This is a genomic window from Arthrobacter sp. 2RAF6 (assembly GCF_052115205.1).
Lineage (GTDB): Bacteria > Actinomycetota > Actinomycetes > Actinomycetales > Micrococcaceae > Arthrobacter.
On sequence record NZ_JBFRGF010000001.1, the window covers coordinates 190,144 to 205,468 of the forward strand.

Below are 15,325 nucleotides of genomic sequence, written 5' to 3' on the forward strand. Positions count from 1 at the left end.
CAGTAATATGACCGGGCGGCAGCGGCAGGCATACTTTGGAGTATGGCCACTATTTTTGCTGCCCAAACGTTGCCGTCTTCTCCTTCTTCAGCGCTGCCGCCACTCGTGGAACCGGCCGCGGAACTGACCACCGAAGAGGTCGAACGGTACTCGCGCCACCTCATTATTCCCGAAATCGGAGCGGCCGGTCAGCGCCGGCTCAAGAATGCGAAAGTCCTCGTGATCGGGGCCGGCGGACTGGGCTCTCCCGCCCTGCTGTACCTGGCCGCCGCCGGAGTGGGGACGCTCGGAATTGTGGACGACGACGACGTCGACCTCAGCAACCTGCAACGCCAGATCATCCACGGCGTGGGCGATGTCGGACGGCCGAAGATCGAATCGGCACGTGACGCCATCAAGGAACTCAATCCGCTGGTCAACGTGCAACTGCACAACGTCCGACTGGACTCCTCCAACGCTTTGGAGATTTTCTCCGGTTATGACCTCATCCTGGATGGCGCAGACAATTTCGCCACCCGATACCTGGTCAACGATGCTGCCGCGATTCTCGGCAAACCGTATGTCTGGGGATCTATTTTCCGCTTCGACGGCCAGGTCAGCGTGTTCTGGGAGAAGCATGGCCCCAGCTACCGCGATCTCTATCCCGAGGCTCCACCTGCCGGCTCGGTCCCGTCCTGCGGCGAGGGCGGCGTGTTCGGCATGCTGTGCGCCGCTGTCGGCTCGCTCATGGTGACGGAGGCAGTCAAGCTGATCACCGGCGTCGGGCGCTCCATGCTGGGACGCGTGGCGCTTTTCGACGCGCTCGGCGGCAGCTGGCGCGAAATCAAGGTCTCGAAAGACCCTGAGGCCGAGCCGATCACCGAATTGACCGATTACGAAGCTTTCTGTGGCATCACCCCGGCGCCCGCAGGGGACTCGGTGCCGACCGTCACGGCCACCGAACTTTCCGGGATGCTCGAGGCCCGCGCGGCGGGGGAACGCGACTTTGAGCTGGTGGATGTCCGCGAGATCGGTGAACACGAGATTGTGAACATCGACGGTTCGGTGCTCATCCCGCAGGGACGAATCCTGGCGGGAGAGGCCTGGACGGAACTGCCGCAGGACAAAGAGATCGTGTTCCACTGCAAGGGCGGCACCCGTTCCGCTGCGGTGCTCGCCGCTGCACAGCGCGCCGGTTACACCCGGGTCAGCCACCTCGACGGCGGGATCCTGGCGTGGGTGCGCGACGTCGAGCCGGGCAAACCGGTCTACTGAACCCAGACGCTGGTGAACGCACCGTGCCGTTGAAACCGTGCCGTTGAATACGAAAGGTCCCGATATGAGCGAGGAATCCATGGCCACACCGCAACACCCCATCGGATCGGGTTTCGGTCACGGCTCCACGGCATCGGACGTTGTGGCGGGAGTGGACCTCCGCGGCAAGACGGCAATTGTCACGGGTGGCTATTCCGGGCTCGGCCTGGAAACGGTGAGGGCCTTGTCTTCCGCCGGAGCCATGGTCACGGTTCCCGCCCGGCGACCCGAACACGCCAAGGAAGTCCTCGCCGCAGCCGGCCTGGCACCGGAGCAAGTGACCGTGGAAGCGTTGGATCTGGCCGACCAGGAAGCTGTGAAGGATTTCGCCGCGCGCTTCCTGGCGTCGAACCCTGCGCTGGACATCCTGATCAACAACGCGGCCATCATGGCCAGCCCGGAACAACGCGTGGGCCCGGGGTGGGAATCCCAGTTCGCCACCAACCACTTGGGCCACTTCACGCTTCTCAACACGTTGTGGCCCGCGCTGGCGGCTGCTGGTTCGGCCCGCGTCGTGTCCTTGTCCTCCACCGGACACAAACTCTCGCCCATCCGTTTCGAGGACATCAATTTCGGGAACGGCTACGACAAGTGGAAGGCCTACGGCCAGGCAAAGACCGCCAACGCGCTGTTCGCCGTAGAGCTGGACCGCCTGGGCCGCTCCTCCGGGGTGCGGGCCTTCGCCGTCCATCCCGGCGGCATCATGACCGAGCTCCAGCGCTACCTGCCCCGCGAAGAGATGGTCGCGGCGGGCTGGATGGACGACGCGGGAAACGTCCGGGAGGGTTTCAAGACTCCGGAGCAGGGAGCCGCCACGTCCACATGGGCAGCCACGTCCCCGGCCCTGGCAGGCATGGGCGGGGTGTATTGCGAAGACTGCGACATCGCCAAGCCCACGGACCCGGCCTCGCCGCTCGCCCGGTACCAGGGAGTGGATGCGCACGCAGTGGATCCGGAAGCTGCAAGAAGGCTGTGGGCTGTGTCTGCAGAAATGACGGGCGTCAACGCCTGGGCATAGGATTCGCGAGACACCACCAGGGGACATGCTCACTCTTGGTTATTAGGACTGGACATAATCCTATTTTGTCCAGTCTTAGTGATCAGGGGAGGGCATGCTCTGAGTGGAGCGTGGACAACGCCACTGGGGCGTGCGAGCACCGCCACCGGGGGAGGGCAGGGTCGCGTGGGCTAGGCGCTTTCAGCCTGCTGGGACGCCTGTTGGTGGTTGACAGGGCACGCGGCTGCGGGTGACGCGGCCGGCTGCTCCACCTGGATGCCATACAAGGCCTCGAGCGCTGCCACGTAATCGTCTTGCTGGCCGTTGGCGGCAAGTTCGCGTGCGCGGACCGTGGGGATGTGGAGCAATTGCTTGACCATGCGGCGGAGCGCGAACTCGACCTCTTCTGCCGCAGCGGTGCAGCCGTGCCGGGCCCGGACTTTCTCCATCTCTGCGTCGAGCACGTTCATGGTGTGGCGGCGCAGCGCCACAATGGCCGAATCCACGGACCGGGCTTCGCGCTCTTGCTCGAAGGCCTCTGCGGCACCGGAAACAATAGTGCTCGCTTGCGCCAGCGACTCCGCTTGTTCCTGCGGCGCCGCGAGCCGCACGGATTCGAGCGTCAGGAGCTCGACGCCGTCGAGCTCGCCCACTGCGGGGTCGAAATCGTGGGTGAGCGCGAGGTCGATCGCGATGAGCGTCTGGGTGGACAAAGTGCGGACCTTGGCAAGCTCTGCGGCCTCAACGCGGGTGTCCGAGCCGCTGCAACCGATCATGACATCGGCGGCAGCGACGGCGGCAGGAAGGGTTTCGGCGTCGAGCGCGGTTCCGCCGCGGGTCGCCACGAAAGCCTCGGCCCGGCCGGAAGACGAGTAGACCGAGACGTCGGTGCAGCCGCGATCGCGAAGCAGGGACATAGTGGCCCCGGCATAGGCCCCGGTCCCGAAGACAACTACCTTCTTGGTGCTCCAGTCGGCATTCTCGGAGAGGTCCGTGGCGAGGTCCAGGGCAACCGAAACGATGGAGAGGCCCCGCGAACCGAGGGCGGTCTGGGCCCCGACGTCCTTGGCCGTCTTGGAAGCGGCCTGGAACAAGCGGACCAGCCCGGAACTCGCGGTTCCTTCGTGCTGGGCAGTGATGAGGGCGCGGCGCACTTGGCCGGCGATCTCGCGTTCGCCGACGACGGCGGAGTCCAGTCCGGCGCTGACGGCGAACAGGTGTCTGCTGACCTCGGGGCCGGTACGGGTGCTGAAGGCGCGCGAGACGAGTTGCTCGTTGAGTCCACTCAGGCCACTGATCTGCGTGACGAGCGCCGAGCGGGCGGCTTCAAGGTTCTCGACATGGGGCGTTTCGCCGTAGATTTCGTAGCGGTTGCAGGTAGCCAGGACCACGGCGCCGGACACAAGTTGGGAATCGGCCAAGGCGGACGAGGCAACCTCGGATGAACCGTTGCTCAACTGAGCGACGGTCTCAAGATCGATGTCGGCGTGTGTAGCCACCAATGAGAAAAGAACCACAGCAAAGCAATCATAGCTTTTTCGGTGCCATGTAGAACAACGCGGGTCAGTGGTTCTCCGCACTGCCGGGAGTGACGCCCGTCACCTTGGATAGTGCGGGACAGGCTGTCGTTATCTTTTGACCCCGATCTTCGGCACAATCGAAGGCATGACTTCCAGTTCCGCACTGCCTCATTCTGTGTCGGCCAGCGGCATTTCCGGCTCCGCCGCCCCAAGCCTTGATGCAAGCCACCCGCTCATGGATGGCCGCACCGCAGACTCGCCGCTGATCCAGGCGTACCGCGGAGGCAAACCGTCCCGCCGTCCGGTGTGGTTCATGCGACAGGCCGGCCGATCGTTGCCGGAATACCTCAAAGTCCGCGAAGGCGTGGCGATGCTGGACTCCTGCCTGCGTCCCGAGCTCGCCTCCGAGATCACTTTGCAGCCGGTCCGCCGCCACGACGTTGATGCAGCCATCTTCTTCTCGGATATCGTCATTCCCCTCAAGCTGGCAGGTGTCGGCGTGGACATCGTCCCCGGCGTCGGGCCCGTCCTGGACAAGCCCGTCCGCACCGCTGCTGACGTGGCCGCGCTTCCGCAGCTGACGTGGGAAGCCCTCGAGCCGATCCGCGAGGCCGTACGCCTGACGGTGGCGGAGCTCGGCACCACACCCCTGATCGGCTTCGCCGGTGCGCCGTTCACGCTCGCCGCGTACATGGTCGAAGGCAAGCCCTCCCGCGACCACCTAGGTCCGCGCACCATGATGCACGCCGATCCGGAAACCTGGACCGCTCTGGCCAAGTGGGCAGCCGACGCCTCCGGCATGTTCCTGCGGGCGCAACTGGAAGCAGGCGCCTCTGCAGGGCAACTGTTCGACTCCTGGGCCGGTTCCCTTGGCTTGGCCGACTACGCCAAGTACGTTGCTCCCGCCTCGACCCGCGCCCTTGACCACGTCCGCCACCTCGGCGCGCCGCTGGTCCACTTCGGTACGGGAACGTCCGAGTTGCTCGTCGCGATGCGCGACGTCGGCGTGGATGTCGTAGGGGTGGACTACCGGCTGCCGCTTGACGAGGCAAACCGGCGACTGGGTGGCACTGTGCCCTTGCAGGGCAACATTGACCCCGCGCTGCTTTCCGCTCCATGGGAGGTCCTGGAAGCCCATGTCCGCGAGGTGATCGCCGCCGGTTCCGCAGCCCCGGGCCACGTCCTGAACCTCGGCCACGGCGTGCCTCCGGAGACGGACCCCGCGGTCCTGACCCGTGTGGTGGAACTCATCCACTCGATCCCGGCAGGGTAGCGGGCATGCGCGGGACACGTGCACAGCCCGAACACGCACTTCCCGAGAATTCAGCAGCTAGGTTGACGGCCGTCGTCGTGGGCGGCGGCATTTCCGGCCTGCTCGCCGCCCGCGGACTGGCCAAGGGCGGGATCGCTGTCACCGTGCTCGAAGCGGCCGACGCATGGGGCGGTTGCGTAGGAAGCCACACTGTTGGCGGCCTTGGGCTGGACAGTGGAGCAGAGTCCTTCGCCACGCGCTCAACCGCCGTGGCCGATCTCGCCCGCGATCTCGGGCTCGGCGGCAACATCGTGGCACCCCATCCTGGCGGTGCCTGGGTGCAGTTGCCCGACGGCCCGCAGGAACTGCCCAAGACCGGAGTGCTCGGAATTCCAGCGAATCCCTGGGACCCCGAGGTCCGCCGGTCCTTGGGCTTCGCAGGCTCCTTGCGGGCTTCGCTTGACCGCTACTTACCCGCATCGATGGGCACCTCCGCCGAGGTCACGAGTGTCTCCTCGCTGGTCCGGGCACGGATGGGCAAGCGGGTGCTCGAACGGCTCGTGGCACCCGTCGTCGGGGGAGTGCACTCTGCCGATCCCGGACTGCTCGACGTCGACATGGTGGCCCCCGGACTACGTGCAGCATTGCGCAAGCATGGTTCGCTGGCCGAGGCTGTGGCCAGCCAGCGCAAGGCCGCTTCGGGGCGGGCTGCTTCGGGCGGAAACGGAAGCGGGACGGCGAAGGCCGGATCCGCCGTCGGCGGCTTGAAAGGCGGAATGAACACCCTGGTCTCCGCCCTCGTGACGGAGCTGCGATCGCAGGGTGTCGCCCTCGTTTCCGGTGCCCGGGTGGATTTGGTTTCCCGCACTGAAAGCGGTTGGCAGGCCATCGCTGCCGGCAAAGCGTACGACGCCGGGCGGCTCGTGGTGGCGCTCGACGGTCCGGCCGCCGTCGGGCTGCTGGAGGGGGCGCTTCCGGCGCTGTCCACGCTGCGTCCCGCCGCGGGCCCCTTGGTGAGCCTGGTAACCCTGGTGGTGGACGTGCCCGAACTGGACCGCCGTCCCCGCGGCACCGGCATTCTCGTCGCTCCGCAAACCGAAGGGATCGAGGCGAAAGCGCTCACGCATGCCACGGCAAAGTGGGACTGGCTGGCGGAAGAAGCCGGACCCGGCACGCACGTGCTGCGCCTGTCCTATGGGCGGGGCGAGGGGGCGGACGCCCTTGAATCGGCGGCCGCGCTGGATGACAATGCCCTGTTTGAGGCTGCGCTCCGCGATGCCTCGGCCTTGTTGACCGTCCCAATCGTCCGCGAAGACGTGCTCGATTGGGACGTCGTCCGCTGGGCGGGCGCCTTGCCGTTCGCCGCCGTCGGTCACAAACAGCGCGTTGCCGAGGTGCGCCGCATCTGCTCGGAAGCCGACGGCGTGTCCGTTGTGGGCGGCTGGCTCGCCGGAAACGGCTTGGCCGCGGTGGTTGCGGACACTTCTGCGCAGATCGACGCAATTTTGTGAAATGCATCACTTCTACGTCTTGTAGAAGAGGCGCATTTCGACTTAGCGGCATCCACGGGGCAGACTTGTACCATGAGCCACACTTCTGCCGAATCTGTCACTAAAACTGCCGAATCCGAAGAGCAGTTCTTTACGCTGTGGACCGTGTTCAAGCGGTCGGGCGATGTCCTGCGCAGCGCCGACGCTGTCCAGGATTTCGAGCAGCTGGCTGCCAAGCTCGCCGAGGACGGCGTGGTCCTCCGCGGAAGCTACGACGTCTCCGCCATGCGTTCCGACGCCGACATCATGGTGTGGCTCCACGGCGCCAAGCCCGAGGCCCTGCAGCAGGCAGTCCGTGACATCCGCCGCAGCGCCCTGTTCGCCGGCACCGAGATCGTCTGGTCCGCCATGGGCGTCCACCGCGAAGCCGAATTCGCCAAGAACCACGTTCCGGCCTACGCCCGCGGCGTCGAGCCCAGCACCTGGCTGTGCGTCTACCCGTTCGTCCGCTCCTACGAGTGGTACATCCTGCCGGCCGAAGAGCGTGGAAAGATGCTGCGCGATCACGGCATGCTGGGCCGCGACTTCCCCCAGGTCATCTCCAACACCGTTTCCTCCTTCGCCTTGGGCGACTGGGAGTGGATCCTCGGCCTGGAAGCACCCGAACTCGTTGACCTGGTCGACCTCATGCGCCACCTGCGGGCCACCGACGCCCGCAACCACGTCCGCGAGGAAATCCCGTTCTACACCGGCCGCCGCATCACCGCAGTGGAGATCGCCGAGGTCCTCGCGTGAGCGGTCGCCACTCCACGGGCCCGGCCAGCCTCACCGAGGTCAATGACGTCACCGAGGCCGGACGCATGGCTCCCAAGGAGTACGACGCCGTCCTCCTCGCCTCTTTCGGCGGCCCGGAAGGCCAGGACGACGTCATTCCCTTCCTGCGCAATGTGACCCGGGGCCGCGGCATCCCGGATGAGCGTCTGGAAGAGGTGTCCCACCACTACCGCGCGTTTGGCGGCATCAGCCCGATCAACCAGCAAAACAGGAACCTCAAGGCGGCCCTTGAAACGGAGCTCGCATCGCGGGGCATCAGCCTGCCTGTGCTGTGGGGCAACCGCAACTGGGATCCCTACATCCCGCAGACGCTCCAGGAAGCCTACGACGCCGGCCACCGCAAGCTGCTGATGGTCACCACAAGCGCTTACTCCTGTTACTCCAGCTGCCGCCAATACCGTGAGGACATCGGCATCGCGCTGACGGAGAGCGGCCTTGACGGCAAACTCGAGGTGGACAAGGTCCGCCAGTACTTCGACCACCCCGGCTTCGTCGAGCCCTTCGTCGAAGGAACGGCCGCGGGACTTGCGGAGGTCAAGGAGAAACTGGCCGCAGCCGGTCTCCAGGACGCTCCGGTCCACATCCTGTTTGCAACGCACTCCATTCCAACCCGCGACGCCGAGGCCGCCGGGCGTTCGGACGCCGAGCCTCGCGAGTTCGAGCAGGACTCGGCTTATGTGGCCCAACACCTGGCCGCCGGCGCCGAGGTGGTTCGGCGGGTTGAAGCCGAGTCCGGGCTCACCGCGCCCTGGTCCTTGGTGTACCAGTCCCGTTCGGGCGCACCGAGTGTTCCATGGCTTGAGCCGGACATCAACGATGCCATCGAGGAACTGGCCGGCCAGGGAATCAAAGGCGTCGTGATCGTTCCCCTCGGCTTCGTCTCCGACCACATGGAAGTGGCTTGGGACCTGGACACCGAGGCCTTGGAAACGTGCAAGAACCTCGGACTCGCCGCGACCCGCGTCCCCACCCCGGGAACCCACCGCAAATTCGTTTCCGGCTTGGTGGACCTCATTTGCGAGCGGACCGTAGCCAACAACGTCGCCGATCGCCCCGCCATGACCGGGCTGGGGCCGTGGTACGACATCTGCCGCCCGGGCTGCTGCGCCAACTTCCGCGCAGAGTTGCCCACGATTGCGGGTGCGGACACCACCGTCGGCACCGGACACGATGCCTACCCCGTAGGAGAAAGCGCGAAATGACCGTTCGGATCGGTACCCGCGCGAGCAAACTCGCGCTCACCCAGAGCCAGCAGGCAGCGGACCAGCTGGCCGCCGTCGGTGGCTTTCCCGTTGAACTGGTGCGCATCAAGACCGAAGGCGATGTCCGGACGGGCTCCCTGTCCCAGATGGGCGGCACCGGAGTGTTCGTCGCCGCCCTTCGCGACGCGCTGTTGGCGAACGTATGCGACGTCGCGGTGCACTCCCTGAAGGATCTCCCGACAGGTGCGGCACCGGGACTCACCATTGCCGCAACGCCCAAACGCGTCGACGTCCGGGACGCCTTGTGCGCCCGTGACGGGCTCAAGCTGGCGGATCTTCCGGCAGGCGCACGGGTCGGTACCGGATCGCCGCGCCGCGCTGCCCAGCTGCGCGCCGCCCGCCCGGATCTCGACGTCGTGGACATCCGCGGCAACGTGGACACCCGGCTGGGCCGCGTTCCCGGGCTCGCCGGCAACGCAGAAGATTCACCCGGCGACCTCGACGCCGTCGTCCTCGCCGCGGCGGGACTGGAACGCATCAGCAGGCTCGACGTCGTGACGGAGTTCTTCGAGACCGACGTCATGCTTCCTGCCCCCGGACAGGGCTCACTTGCTATCGAGTGCCGCACCGTCGACGCTCCCGGGCAGTCCGGCTCGGCCGAAGGTTCCGACGGCGCTCTAGCCCAGGCCCTGGCCGCGCTCAATGATGACGACACCCGGCTGGCCGTCACCGCGGAGCGGGCCGTCCTGGCCCGCCTCGAAGCCGGCTGTGCAGCGCCCGTGGGCGCCTACGCTTTTCGTAAGGGCAGCATGCTGTACCTGGAAGCCGTTGTCTGCGCCGTGGACGGGAGCAAGTCCGTACGCGAGAAGAAAGCCACGGACGGGCTCACTGAGGTGGGCGCCACGCTGCTGGGCATCGAAGTCGCCGAGCTCCTGCTTGCCGCGGGTGCTGCGGACATCACAGATCTTGCAGCCTCCCGATAACCGGAGCCAACAGGAGACCATGGGACGGCACAGCGCAGTGAAGTCGGGGGAGGCCCGGGTCCTTGAAGGCGCCCGGGTTCTCGTGACGCGCAGCCCGGATCGTGCCGCCCCGCTCGTCAGCGCCCTGCGCGAAGCCGGCGCGGAGCCGCTGCTGTTGCCCTTGATCGACTTTGAGCGTGCCCGCGACCAGCATTCCCTCGAGGTCGCCTTGGACGCCCTCCGCGCTGGAGCATACGGCTGGTTGGTGGTCAGCAGCATCACCACGGTGCGCGCCCTGAAGGAAAAAGCAGCCGAGCGTCGCTTGGAGTTGAAGGACCTGATTCCGGACTCCGTCCGGATCGCGACGATTGGCCCTTCGAGTCGGAGGGTCCTCGAAGCCGAGGGCATTCCCGTGGACCTCGCGCCGGAAGACGTCCAGTCGGCCGCAGGACTTGCCTCCGTCTGGCCGACGGGCCCGGCCAATGTGCTGTTGCCCCAAGCGGACATTGCCGACGCCGTGCTGGCGGCGGGGATCGAAGCCAAGGGAGCTGTGGTCCAAGCCGTCACGGCCTACCACACGGTGGACTACCCGGCTGCCCCCGAACGCAGGCTGACTGCTGCCTTGGCGGCGGCGAACGGATGGAAGGCGGGGGCGGGATCCGGGGCGCCGGAGCTCACTCCCGAAGCCGCTAAGGCCGAACTTTCCAGCAGCCGGCTCCACGCCGTCGTCGCCGCTTCACCCAGTGCGGCACGCCGCATCCACGCCTCGCTGGGGCCGCTGCGGGATTGCCGCTTCATTGCGATCGGGCGCTCGACGGCGGCAGAGGCTTCCGCTCTCGGCATTCCGGTCGCGGCAACCGCCAAAGAACCCACACCCGCCGGCATCGTGGCCGCCCTACGCACCGTATTCGCCACCGAAGGGAACGAAAGTTGAGCTTTCCAAACCACCGGCCCCGCCGGCTCCGCACCACCCCCGCCATGCGCCGGATGACCGCCGAACACCGGCTGGCTCCCGCGGACCTCATCCTGCCGGCCTTTATTCGCGAAGGACTCAGCGAACCGGCTCCGATCAGCTCCATGCCCGGCGTCGTGCAGCACACCACGGACTCGCTCAAGCGCGCCGCTGCCGAAGCCGTGGAACTGGGTGTCAGCGGCATCATGCTGTTCGGTGTTCCCGCAGTCCGCGATGCCCGCGGCACCGCCTCCCTAGACCCGGACGGCGTGCTGAACAAGGCCATCCGCGACGTCCGCGCAGAAGTGGGCGACGACCTGGTAGTCATGGGCGACGTGTGCCTGGACGAATTCACCGACCACGGCCACTGCGGTGTCCTGGACGCCAACGGCTACGTGGACAACGACGCCACCCTCGAAATCTACGCTCAAATGGCAGTGGCGCAGGCCGACGCCGGTGCCCACGTCCTGGGGCCGTCCGGGATGATGGATGGCCAGATCGCCGTGATTCGCCAGGCCCTTGAAGAGGCCGGACACCAGAACACCGCGCTCCTGGCCTACGCGGCGAAGTACGCCTCCGCCTTCTACGGCCCTTTCCGCGAAGCAGTGGACTCGCAGCTCAAGGGTGATCGCCGGACGTACCAGATGGATGCCGCCAACCGCCGGGAAGCAATCATCGAGGTGGAACTCGACCTCGAAGAGGGCGCTGACATGGTGATGGTCAAGCCGGCCATGAGCTACCTTGACATCCTCGCCGACGTCGCCGCCATGAGCCCGGTTCCCGTGGCGGCCTACCAAATCTCCGGTGAATACGCCATGATCGAAGCGGCTGCCGCGAACGGCTGGATCGATCGCCGCGGCGCCATCACAGAATCCGTGCTCGGCATCAAGCGGGCCGGCGCCGACATGGTGCTGACGTACTGGGCCTCTGAGCTTGCCGGCTGGCTGAAGGAGTCCTGATGACCGATACCGCTTCCACACCCACGGCCCCCGTCGGAGCTACGGAAATCCTCCTCGGGCTGAATACTTTCGGCGACGCCGGGGTGGACGCCGACGGCAACCCGAAACCGCATGCCCGGGTTTTGCGGGAGCTGCTGGCGGAAGCGGAACTGGCGGACGCCGTCGGGCTTCATGCGTTTGGCGTGGGGGAGCACCACCGGCGCGACTTCGCCGTCTCGGCGCCCGAAGTGTTCCTCGCGGCCGCAGCCGCCCGGACATCGCAGATCAAACTCGGCTCCGCCGTCACTGTGCTCAGCTCCGACGACCCCATCAGGGTCTTCCAGCGTTTCTCCACGGTTGACGCGCTCTCCAACGGTCGGGCGGAAGTGATGCTGGGCCGCGGCTCCTTCGTGGAATCGTTCCCGCTGTTCGGCCTGGACCTGGCAGACTACGAAGTCCTGTTCGAGGAGAAGCTGGAACTCTTCGACAAGGTCCGGGCCCAGAAGCCCGTGCATTGGGAAGGCCGCACCAGGCCGAACGTGAACGGAATGAGCGTCTTTCCGCCGCTGGAACACCACTTGCTGCCAACGTGGATCGGTGTGGGCGGTACCCCTGAGTCGGTGCTGCGCTGCGCCCAATACGGCTACCCGATCATTTTCGCCATCATCGGCGGCGAACCGCGCCGCTTTGCACCGCTCGTGGAGCTCTACCGCGAGGCAATGGGGAAATACGGCCACCCCATGCAGCAGATTGCCACCCACTCGCCCGGCTATGTCGCTCCCACGGACGAGCAGGCCCGGGAGGAACTGTTCCCGCATTGGCTGGCCCAGCGCAACCGCATCGGCGCCGAACGCGGCTGGGGACCGGCGAGCAGGGGCGAGTTCGACGCCATGTGCGGACCTGAGGGAGCCCTCTACGTCGGCTCCCCGGAAACGGTTGCCCGGAAAATCATCCTGCTGAAGCAGAACCTTGGCGTTGACCGTTTCGACCTCAAATACAGCAACGGAACCCTGCCCCACGAATCCATGATGCGCTGCATCGAACTCTTCGGCACCGTGGTGGCCCCACTCGTGGCCGAGCAGCTTGCCGGCGCCTGAACGCTCCTGACCCGCCTTTGCCGGCGCCTGAACCTCCCTGAATCCCTGAAAGAATGGACACCATGACTTCAAACACCCCTGTCTCCGACCAGCTGTTCGACCGCGCCCGTTCCCTGATGCCCGGCGGCGTCAACTCTCCGGTGCGCGCCTTCGGTTCCGTCGGCGGCACCCCGAAGTTCATGGTTTCGGCACAGGGTCCGTACTTGACTGATGCGGACGGCCGCGAATACGTCGACCTCGTGTGCTCATGGGGCCCGGCGCTGCTGGGTCACGCGCACCCGGCCGTCCTCGACGCCGTTCACGCCGCCGTCGACCGCGGCTTGTCCTTCGGCGCCTCCACGCCCGATGAGGCAAACCTCGCCGCGATCGTCAAGGAACGCGTGTCCGCCGTCGAACGCATCCGCATGGTGTCCACGGGCACCGAGGCCACCATGACCGCCGTACGCTTGGCCCGCGGGTTCACTGGCCGTAACCTCATCGTGAAGTTCGCCGGCTGCTACCACGGCCACCTCGATGGTCTGCTCGCCGCGGCTGGCTCGGGCCTTGCGACCATGGCGTTGCCCGGTTCCGCCGGTGTCACTGAAGCGGCCGCCGCTGAGACCCTTGTCCTCCCGTACAACGACCTCGGCGCGGTGGAAGCCGCGTTCGCTGCGCACGGCACCAATATCGCTGCCGTCATCACCGAAGCCGCTCCCGCCAACATGGGCGTCGTCACGCCGAACGAAGGCTTCAACGCAGGACTGTCCCGCATCACCCGCGAACACGGCGCATTGTTGATCCTGGACGAGGTGCTCACCGGCTTTCGCACCGGCTACGCAGGCTACTGGGGCCTCACGGGCCGCCAGGAAGGCTGGACGCCGGACCTGCTGACCTTCGGCAAAGTCATCGGCGGCGGCATGCCGACGGCGGCGCTCGGCGGGCGTGCCGACGTCATGGATTACCTTGCGCCCCTTGGCCCGGTGTACCAGGCAGGAACCTTGTCCGGGAACCCGGTGGCAATGGCCGCCGGCGTCGCCACCCTGACGCACGCGACCCCGGAGGTCTACAGCTTCGTGGATGCCCGCTCGCTTGAACTCTCGGCGGCGCTCTCATCGGCGCTGGACACCGCCGGCGTGGACCACTCGATCCAGCGCGCAGGGAACCTCTTCTCTGTGGCCTTCGGTACTTCGGCCAACGGAGTCCACAACTACGCGGACGCCCAGGCCCAAGACGTCTTCCGCTACGCACCGTTCTTCCATTCCATGCTGGACTCCGGCGTCTACCTGCCGCCGTCGGTCTTTGAGGCATGGTTCCTGTCGGCTGCCCACGACGACGCCGCCATGAACCGGATCTTCGATGCGCTCCCAGCAGCAGCCAAGGCGGCAGCGGAGGCCACCGCGTTGTAGCGGGTCTTTTCCGATGTTTTGCAGCCTGCTCCTTGCACGCACCGCCGGGCCGGGAGCAGGCTGTGCGCAACGATCGAATCGACAAGGCGATGATTTATCTGCTCAAGCCGTCCAGAATTTCACTGCTCGTGCTTTTCGCCCTGATGGCCGGGGCATTTGCCGGTATTGCGCATGCCGACGCCCCTGACCGCGGGGTCACGGCCGCCGGGGACCCGCCCCTGGCGCCAGGCACTCCACAGGCCGCCCCAGCCCCTCGGTTTTCCAACTTTCCGTCCGGGGCATCGCCGAGTGCTTCTGCAACGCCAACCCGGCCTGCTGATCCGCCGCCGCCTCCGCGCCCGACGCCGGAACAGCGGCTTGCGGGCTTGACCCTGGAACAAAGGGTGGGGCAGTTGTTCATGGTGGCCGCCAAGGCCGACGGAAGCGATGCGGGCGCAGTGGCTGGTCTCCTGAACAACCACGTGGGCAACATCTATTTGGCCGGACGCAGCCAGGCTGGCGTTGCGGCGACGGCGTCGGTTGTGGAAAAGCTGACGGCGGCCGTTTCGCCGGCCTCAAGCGGAGGGTTGCCTCTGTCCGTCGCGACGGACCAGGAAGGCGGCTCCGTTCAAGTCCTCAGGGGGCCTGGATTCCTGCCTATTCCCGCAGCCTTGGACCAGGGCAATTCGAGTCCCGAACAACTACGCGCTGATGCCCGGAACTGGGGATCCGAACTCTTGCAGGCCGGAGTGAATGTTGATTTGGCGCCCGTACTGGACACGGTTCCCAGCCCCGAATTTGCGCCCTCGAACAAGCCCATTGGGGCGTTCAAGCGTGAATACGGCTTCACCCCGGCTGCGGTGTCCGAGCACGGGAACGCGATGGCGGCCGGACTGCGGGACGCAGGCGTGGCGCCGGTGGTCAAGCATTTCCCGGGAATGGGGCGCGTCAGCCTGAACACTGACGTGAGCGCGAACGTCCACGACGCCGAAACCACCCGGACGGATCCGTACTTGATGCCGTTCAAAGCCGCGATCGACGGCGGACTCCGGTGGGTCATGATTTCGAACGCCTACTACGACAAGATCGATCCCGACCATGTGGCGCCGTTTTCATCGGTGATCATGCGCACCATGTTGCGGACGGACGCGGGGTTCACCGGCATCATCGTGTCCGATGATCTGTGCAACGCCGTTCAGCTGTCGCCTTGGAGCATGGGGGACAGGGCAACGAATTTCATCGGCGCGGGCGGCACCATGGTTCTGTGTGCAGACACTGCTTCAATTCCCGCAATGTACGCCCAGGTCCTGCAACGTGCGCAGACCGATCCTGAATTCCGCAAATCGGTGGATGCCGCGGCCTTGACTGTCCTTCAAGTGAAGGCAGGGAAGTAAAGCCGACGCGGAAAATCCCCCGGGTTCCGG

At 66.3% G+C, this 15,325-nt stretch carries 13 protein-coding genes; 12 read left to right on the forward strand and 1 reads right to left on the reverse strand.

What is annotated here, in order from left to right; translation table 11 throughout:
* The first annotated feature begins 42 nt into the window (after positions 1-42).
* Positions 43-1,254, forward strand: a complete 1,212-nt coding sequence (gene moeB, locus AB4Z38_RS00950) for a molybdopterin-synthase adenylyltransferase MoeB (protein WP_441427973.1) — start codon at positions 43-45, stop codon at positions 1,252-1,254.
* A gap of 64 nt (positions 1,255-1,318) precedes the next feature.
* Positions 1,319-2,311 carry an SDR family NAD(P)-dependent oxidoreductase gene (locus AB4Z38_RS00955; RefSeq protein ID WP_441427974.1) on the forward strand — a complete coding sequence of 331 codons (993 nt, stop codon included), beginning with the start codon at positions 1,319-1,321 and terminating at the stop codon, positions 2,309-2,311.
* 170 nt (positions 2,312-2,481) lie between these two features.
* Here the strand turns inward: AB4Z38_RS00955 and AB4Z38_RS00960 are convergent, their stop codons facing one another.
* Positions 2,482-3,807, reverse strand: coding sequence for a glutamyl-tRNA reductase (locus AB4Z38_RS00960; RefSeq protein WP_441427975.1), 1,326 nt, complete (start codon positions 3,805-3,807; stop codon positions 2,482-2,484).
* 148 nt (positions 3,808-3,955) lie between these two features.
* On the opposite strand from AB4Z38_RS00960, the gene hemE reads away from it, so the two are divergent.
* The 10 genes from hemE to AB4Z38_RS01010 all read left to right on the forward strand — a co-directional run bounded on the left by hemE (position 3,956) and on the right by AB4Z38_RS01010 (position 15,295).
* Positions 3,956-5,083, forward strand: coding sequence for a uroporphyrinogen decarboxylase (gene hemE / locus AB4Z38_RS00965; protein ID WP_441427976.1), 1,128 nt, complete (start codon positions 3,956-3,958; stop codon positions 5,081-5,083).
* 5 nt (positions 5,084-5,088) lie between these two features.
* Entirely contained in the window at positions 5,089-6,573 is a 1,485-nt protein-coding gene (gene hemG / locus AB4Z38_RS00970) for a protoporphyrinogen oxidase (protein WP_441427977.1), read from the forward strand.
* Between the two features lie 72 nt (positions 6,574-6,645).
* Entirely contained in the window at positions 6,646-7,347 is a 702-nt protein-coding gene (gene hemQ / locus AB4Z38_RS00975; RefSeq protein ID WP_441427978.1) for a hydrogen peroxide-dependent heme synthase, read from the forward strand.
* A gap of 65 nt (positions 7,348-7,412) precedes the next feature.
* A complete protein-coding gene (locus AB4Z38_RS00980; RefSeq protein WP_441428064.1) occupies positions 7,413-8,588 on the forward strand; it encodes a ferrochelatase in 1,176 nt (391 codons plus the stop codon).
* The gene (gene hemC / locus AB4Z38_RS00985) at positions 8,585-9,571 is read left to right on the forward strand and encodes a hydroxymethylbilane synthase (protein WP_441427979.1); all 987 of its coding nucleotides are present in this window, start codon (positions 8,585-8,587) and stop codon (positions 9,569-9,571) included. Before AB4Z38_RS00980 ends, hemC begins: the two co-directional genes overlap by 4 nt.
* 19 nt (positions 9,572-9,590) lie before the next feature.
* Positions 9,591-10,484 carry a uroporphyrinogen-III synthase gene (locus AB4Z38_RS00990; RefSeq protein WP_441427980.1) on the forward strand — a complete coding sequence of 298 codons (894 nt, stop codon included), beginning with the start codon at positions 9,591-9,593 and terminating at the stop codon, positions 10,482-10,484.
* Complete coding sequence (gene hemB / locus AB4Z38_RS00995) at positions 10,481-11,461, forward strand: porphobilinogen synthase (protein WP_284751590.1); 981 nt, start codon at positions 10,481-10,483, stop codon at positions 11,459-11,461. The genes AB4Z38_RS00990 and hemB overlap by 4 nt, the downstream gene beginning before the upstream one ends.
* Positions 11,461-12,537: an LLM class flavin-dependent oxidoreductase gene (locus AB4Z38_RS01000; protein ID WP_441427981.1), complete on the forward strand. Its 1,077-nt coding sequence runs from the start codon at positions 11,461-11,463 to the stop codon at positions 12,535-12,537. The genes hemB and AB4Z38_RS01000 overlap by 1 nt, the downstream gene beginning before the upstream one ends.
* 62 nt (positions 12,538-12,599) lie before the next feature.
* A complete protein-coding gene (gene hemL, locus AB4Z38_RS01005) occupies positions 12,600-13,922 on the forward strand; it encodes a glutamate-1-semialdehyde 2,1-aminomutase (RefSeq protein ID WP_441427982.1) in 1,323 nt (440 codons plus the stop codon).
* Positions 13,923-13,984: 62 nt separating this feature from the next.
* Positions 13,985-15,295 (forward strand): glycoside hydrolase family 3 N-terminal domain-containing protein, encoded by a 1,311-nt coding sequence (locus AB4Z38_RS01010; protein WP_441427983.1) that lies wholly within the window; start codon positions 13,985-13,987, stop codon positions 15,293-15,295.
* Positions 15,296-15,325: the final 30 nt, after the last annotated feature.

What these genes read in the sequence shown, in the direction of transcription:
- moeB (WP_441427973.1), top strand. Translation starts at nt 43, where the DNA reads ATGGCCACTATTTTTGCTGCCCAAACGTTGCCGTCTTCTCCTTCTTCA.
- AB4Z38_RS00955 (WP_441427974.1), top strand. Translation starts at nt 1,319, where the DNA reads ATGAGCGAGGAATCCATGGCCACACCGCAACACCCCATCGGATCGGGT.
- hemE (WP_441427976.1), top strand. Translation starts at nt 3,956, where the DNA reads ATGACTTCCAGTTCCGCACTGCCTCATTCTGTGTCGGCCAGCGGCATT.
- hemG (WP_441427977.1), top strand. Translation starts at nt 5,089, where the DNA reads ATGCGCGGGACACGTGCACAGCCCGAACACGCACTTCCCGAGAATTCA.
- hemQ (WP_441427978.1), top strand. Translation starts at nt 6,646, where the DNA reads ATGAGCCACACTTCTGCCGAATCTGTCACTAAAACTGCCGAATCCGAA.
- AB4Z38_RS00980 (WP_441428064.1), top strand. Translation starts at nt 7,413, where the DNA reads ATGGCTCCCAAGGAGTACGACGCCGTCCTCCTCGCCTCTTTCGGCGGC.
- hemC (WP_441427979.1), top strand. Translation starts at nt 8,585, where the DNA reads ATGACCGTTCGGATCGGTACCCGCGCGAGCAAACTCGCGCTCACCCAG.
- AB4Z38_RS00990 (WP_441427980.1), top strand. Translation starts at nt 9,591, where the DNA reads ATGGGACGGCACAGCGCAGTGAAGTCGGGGGAGGCCCGGGTCCTTGAA.
- AB4Z38_RS01000 (WP_441427981.1), top strand. Translation starts at nt 11,461, where the DNA reads ATGACCGATACCGCTTCCACACCCACGGCCCCCGTCGGAGCTACGGAA.
- hemL (WP_441427982.1), top strand. Translation starts at nt 12,600, where the DNA reads ATGACTTCAAACACCCCTGTCTCCGACCAGCTGTTCGACCGCGCCCGT.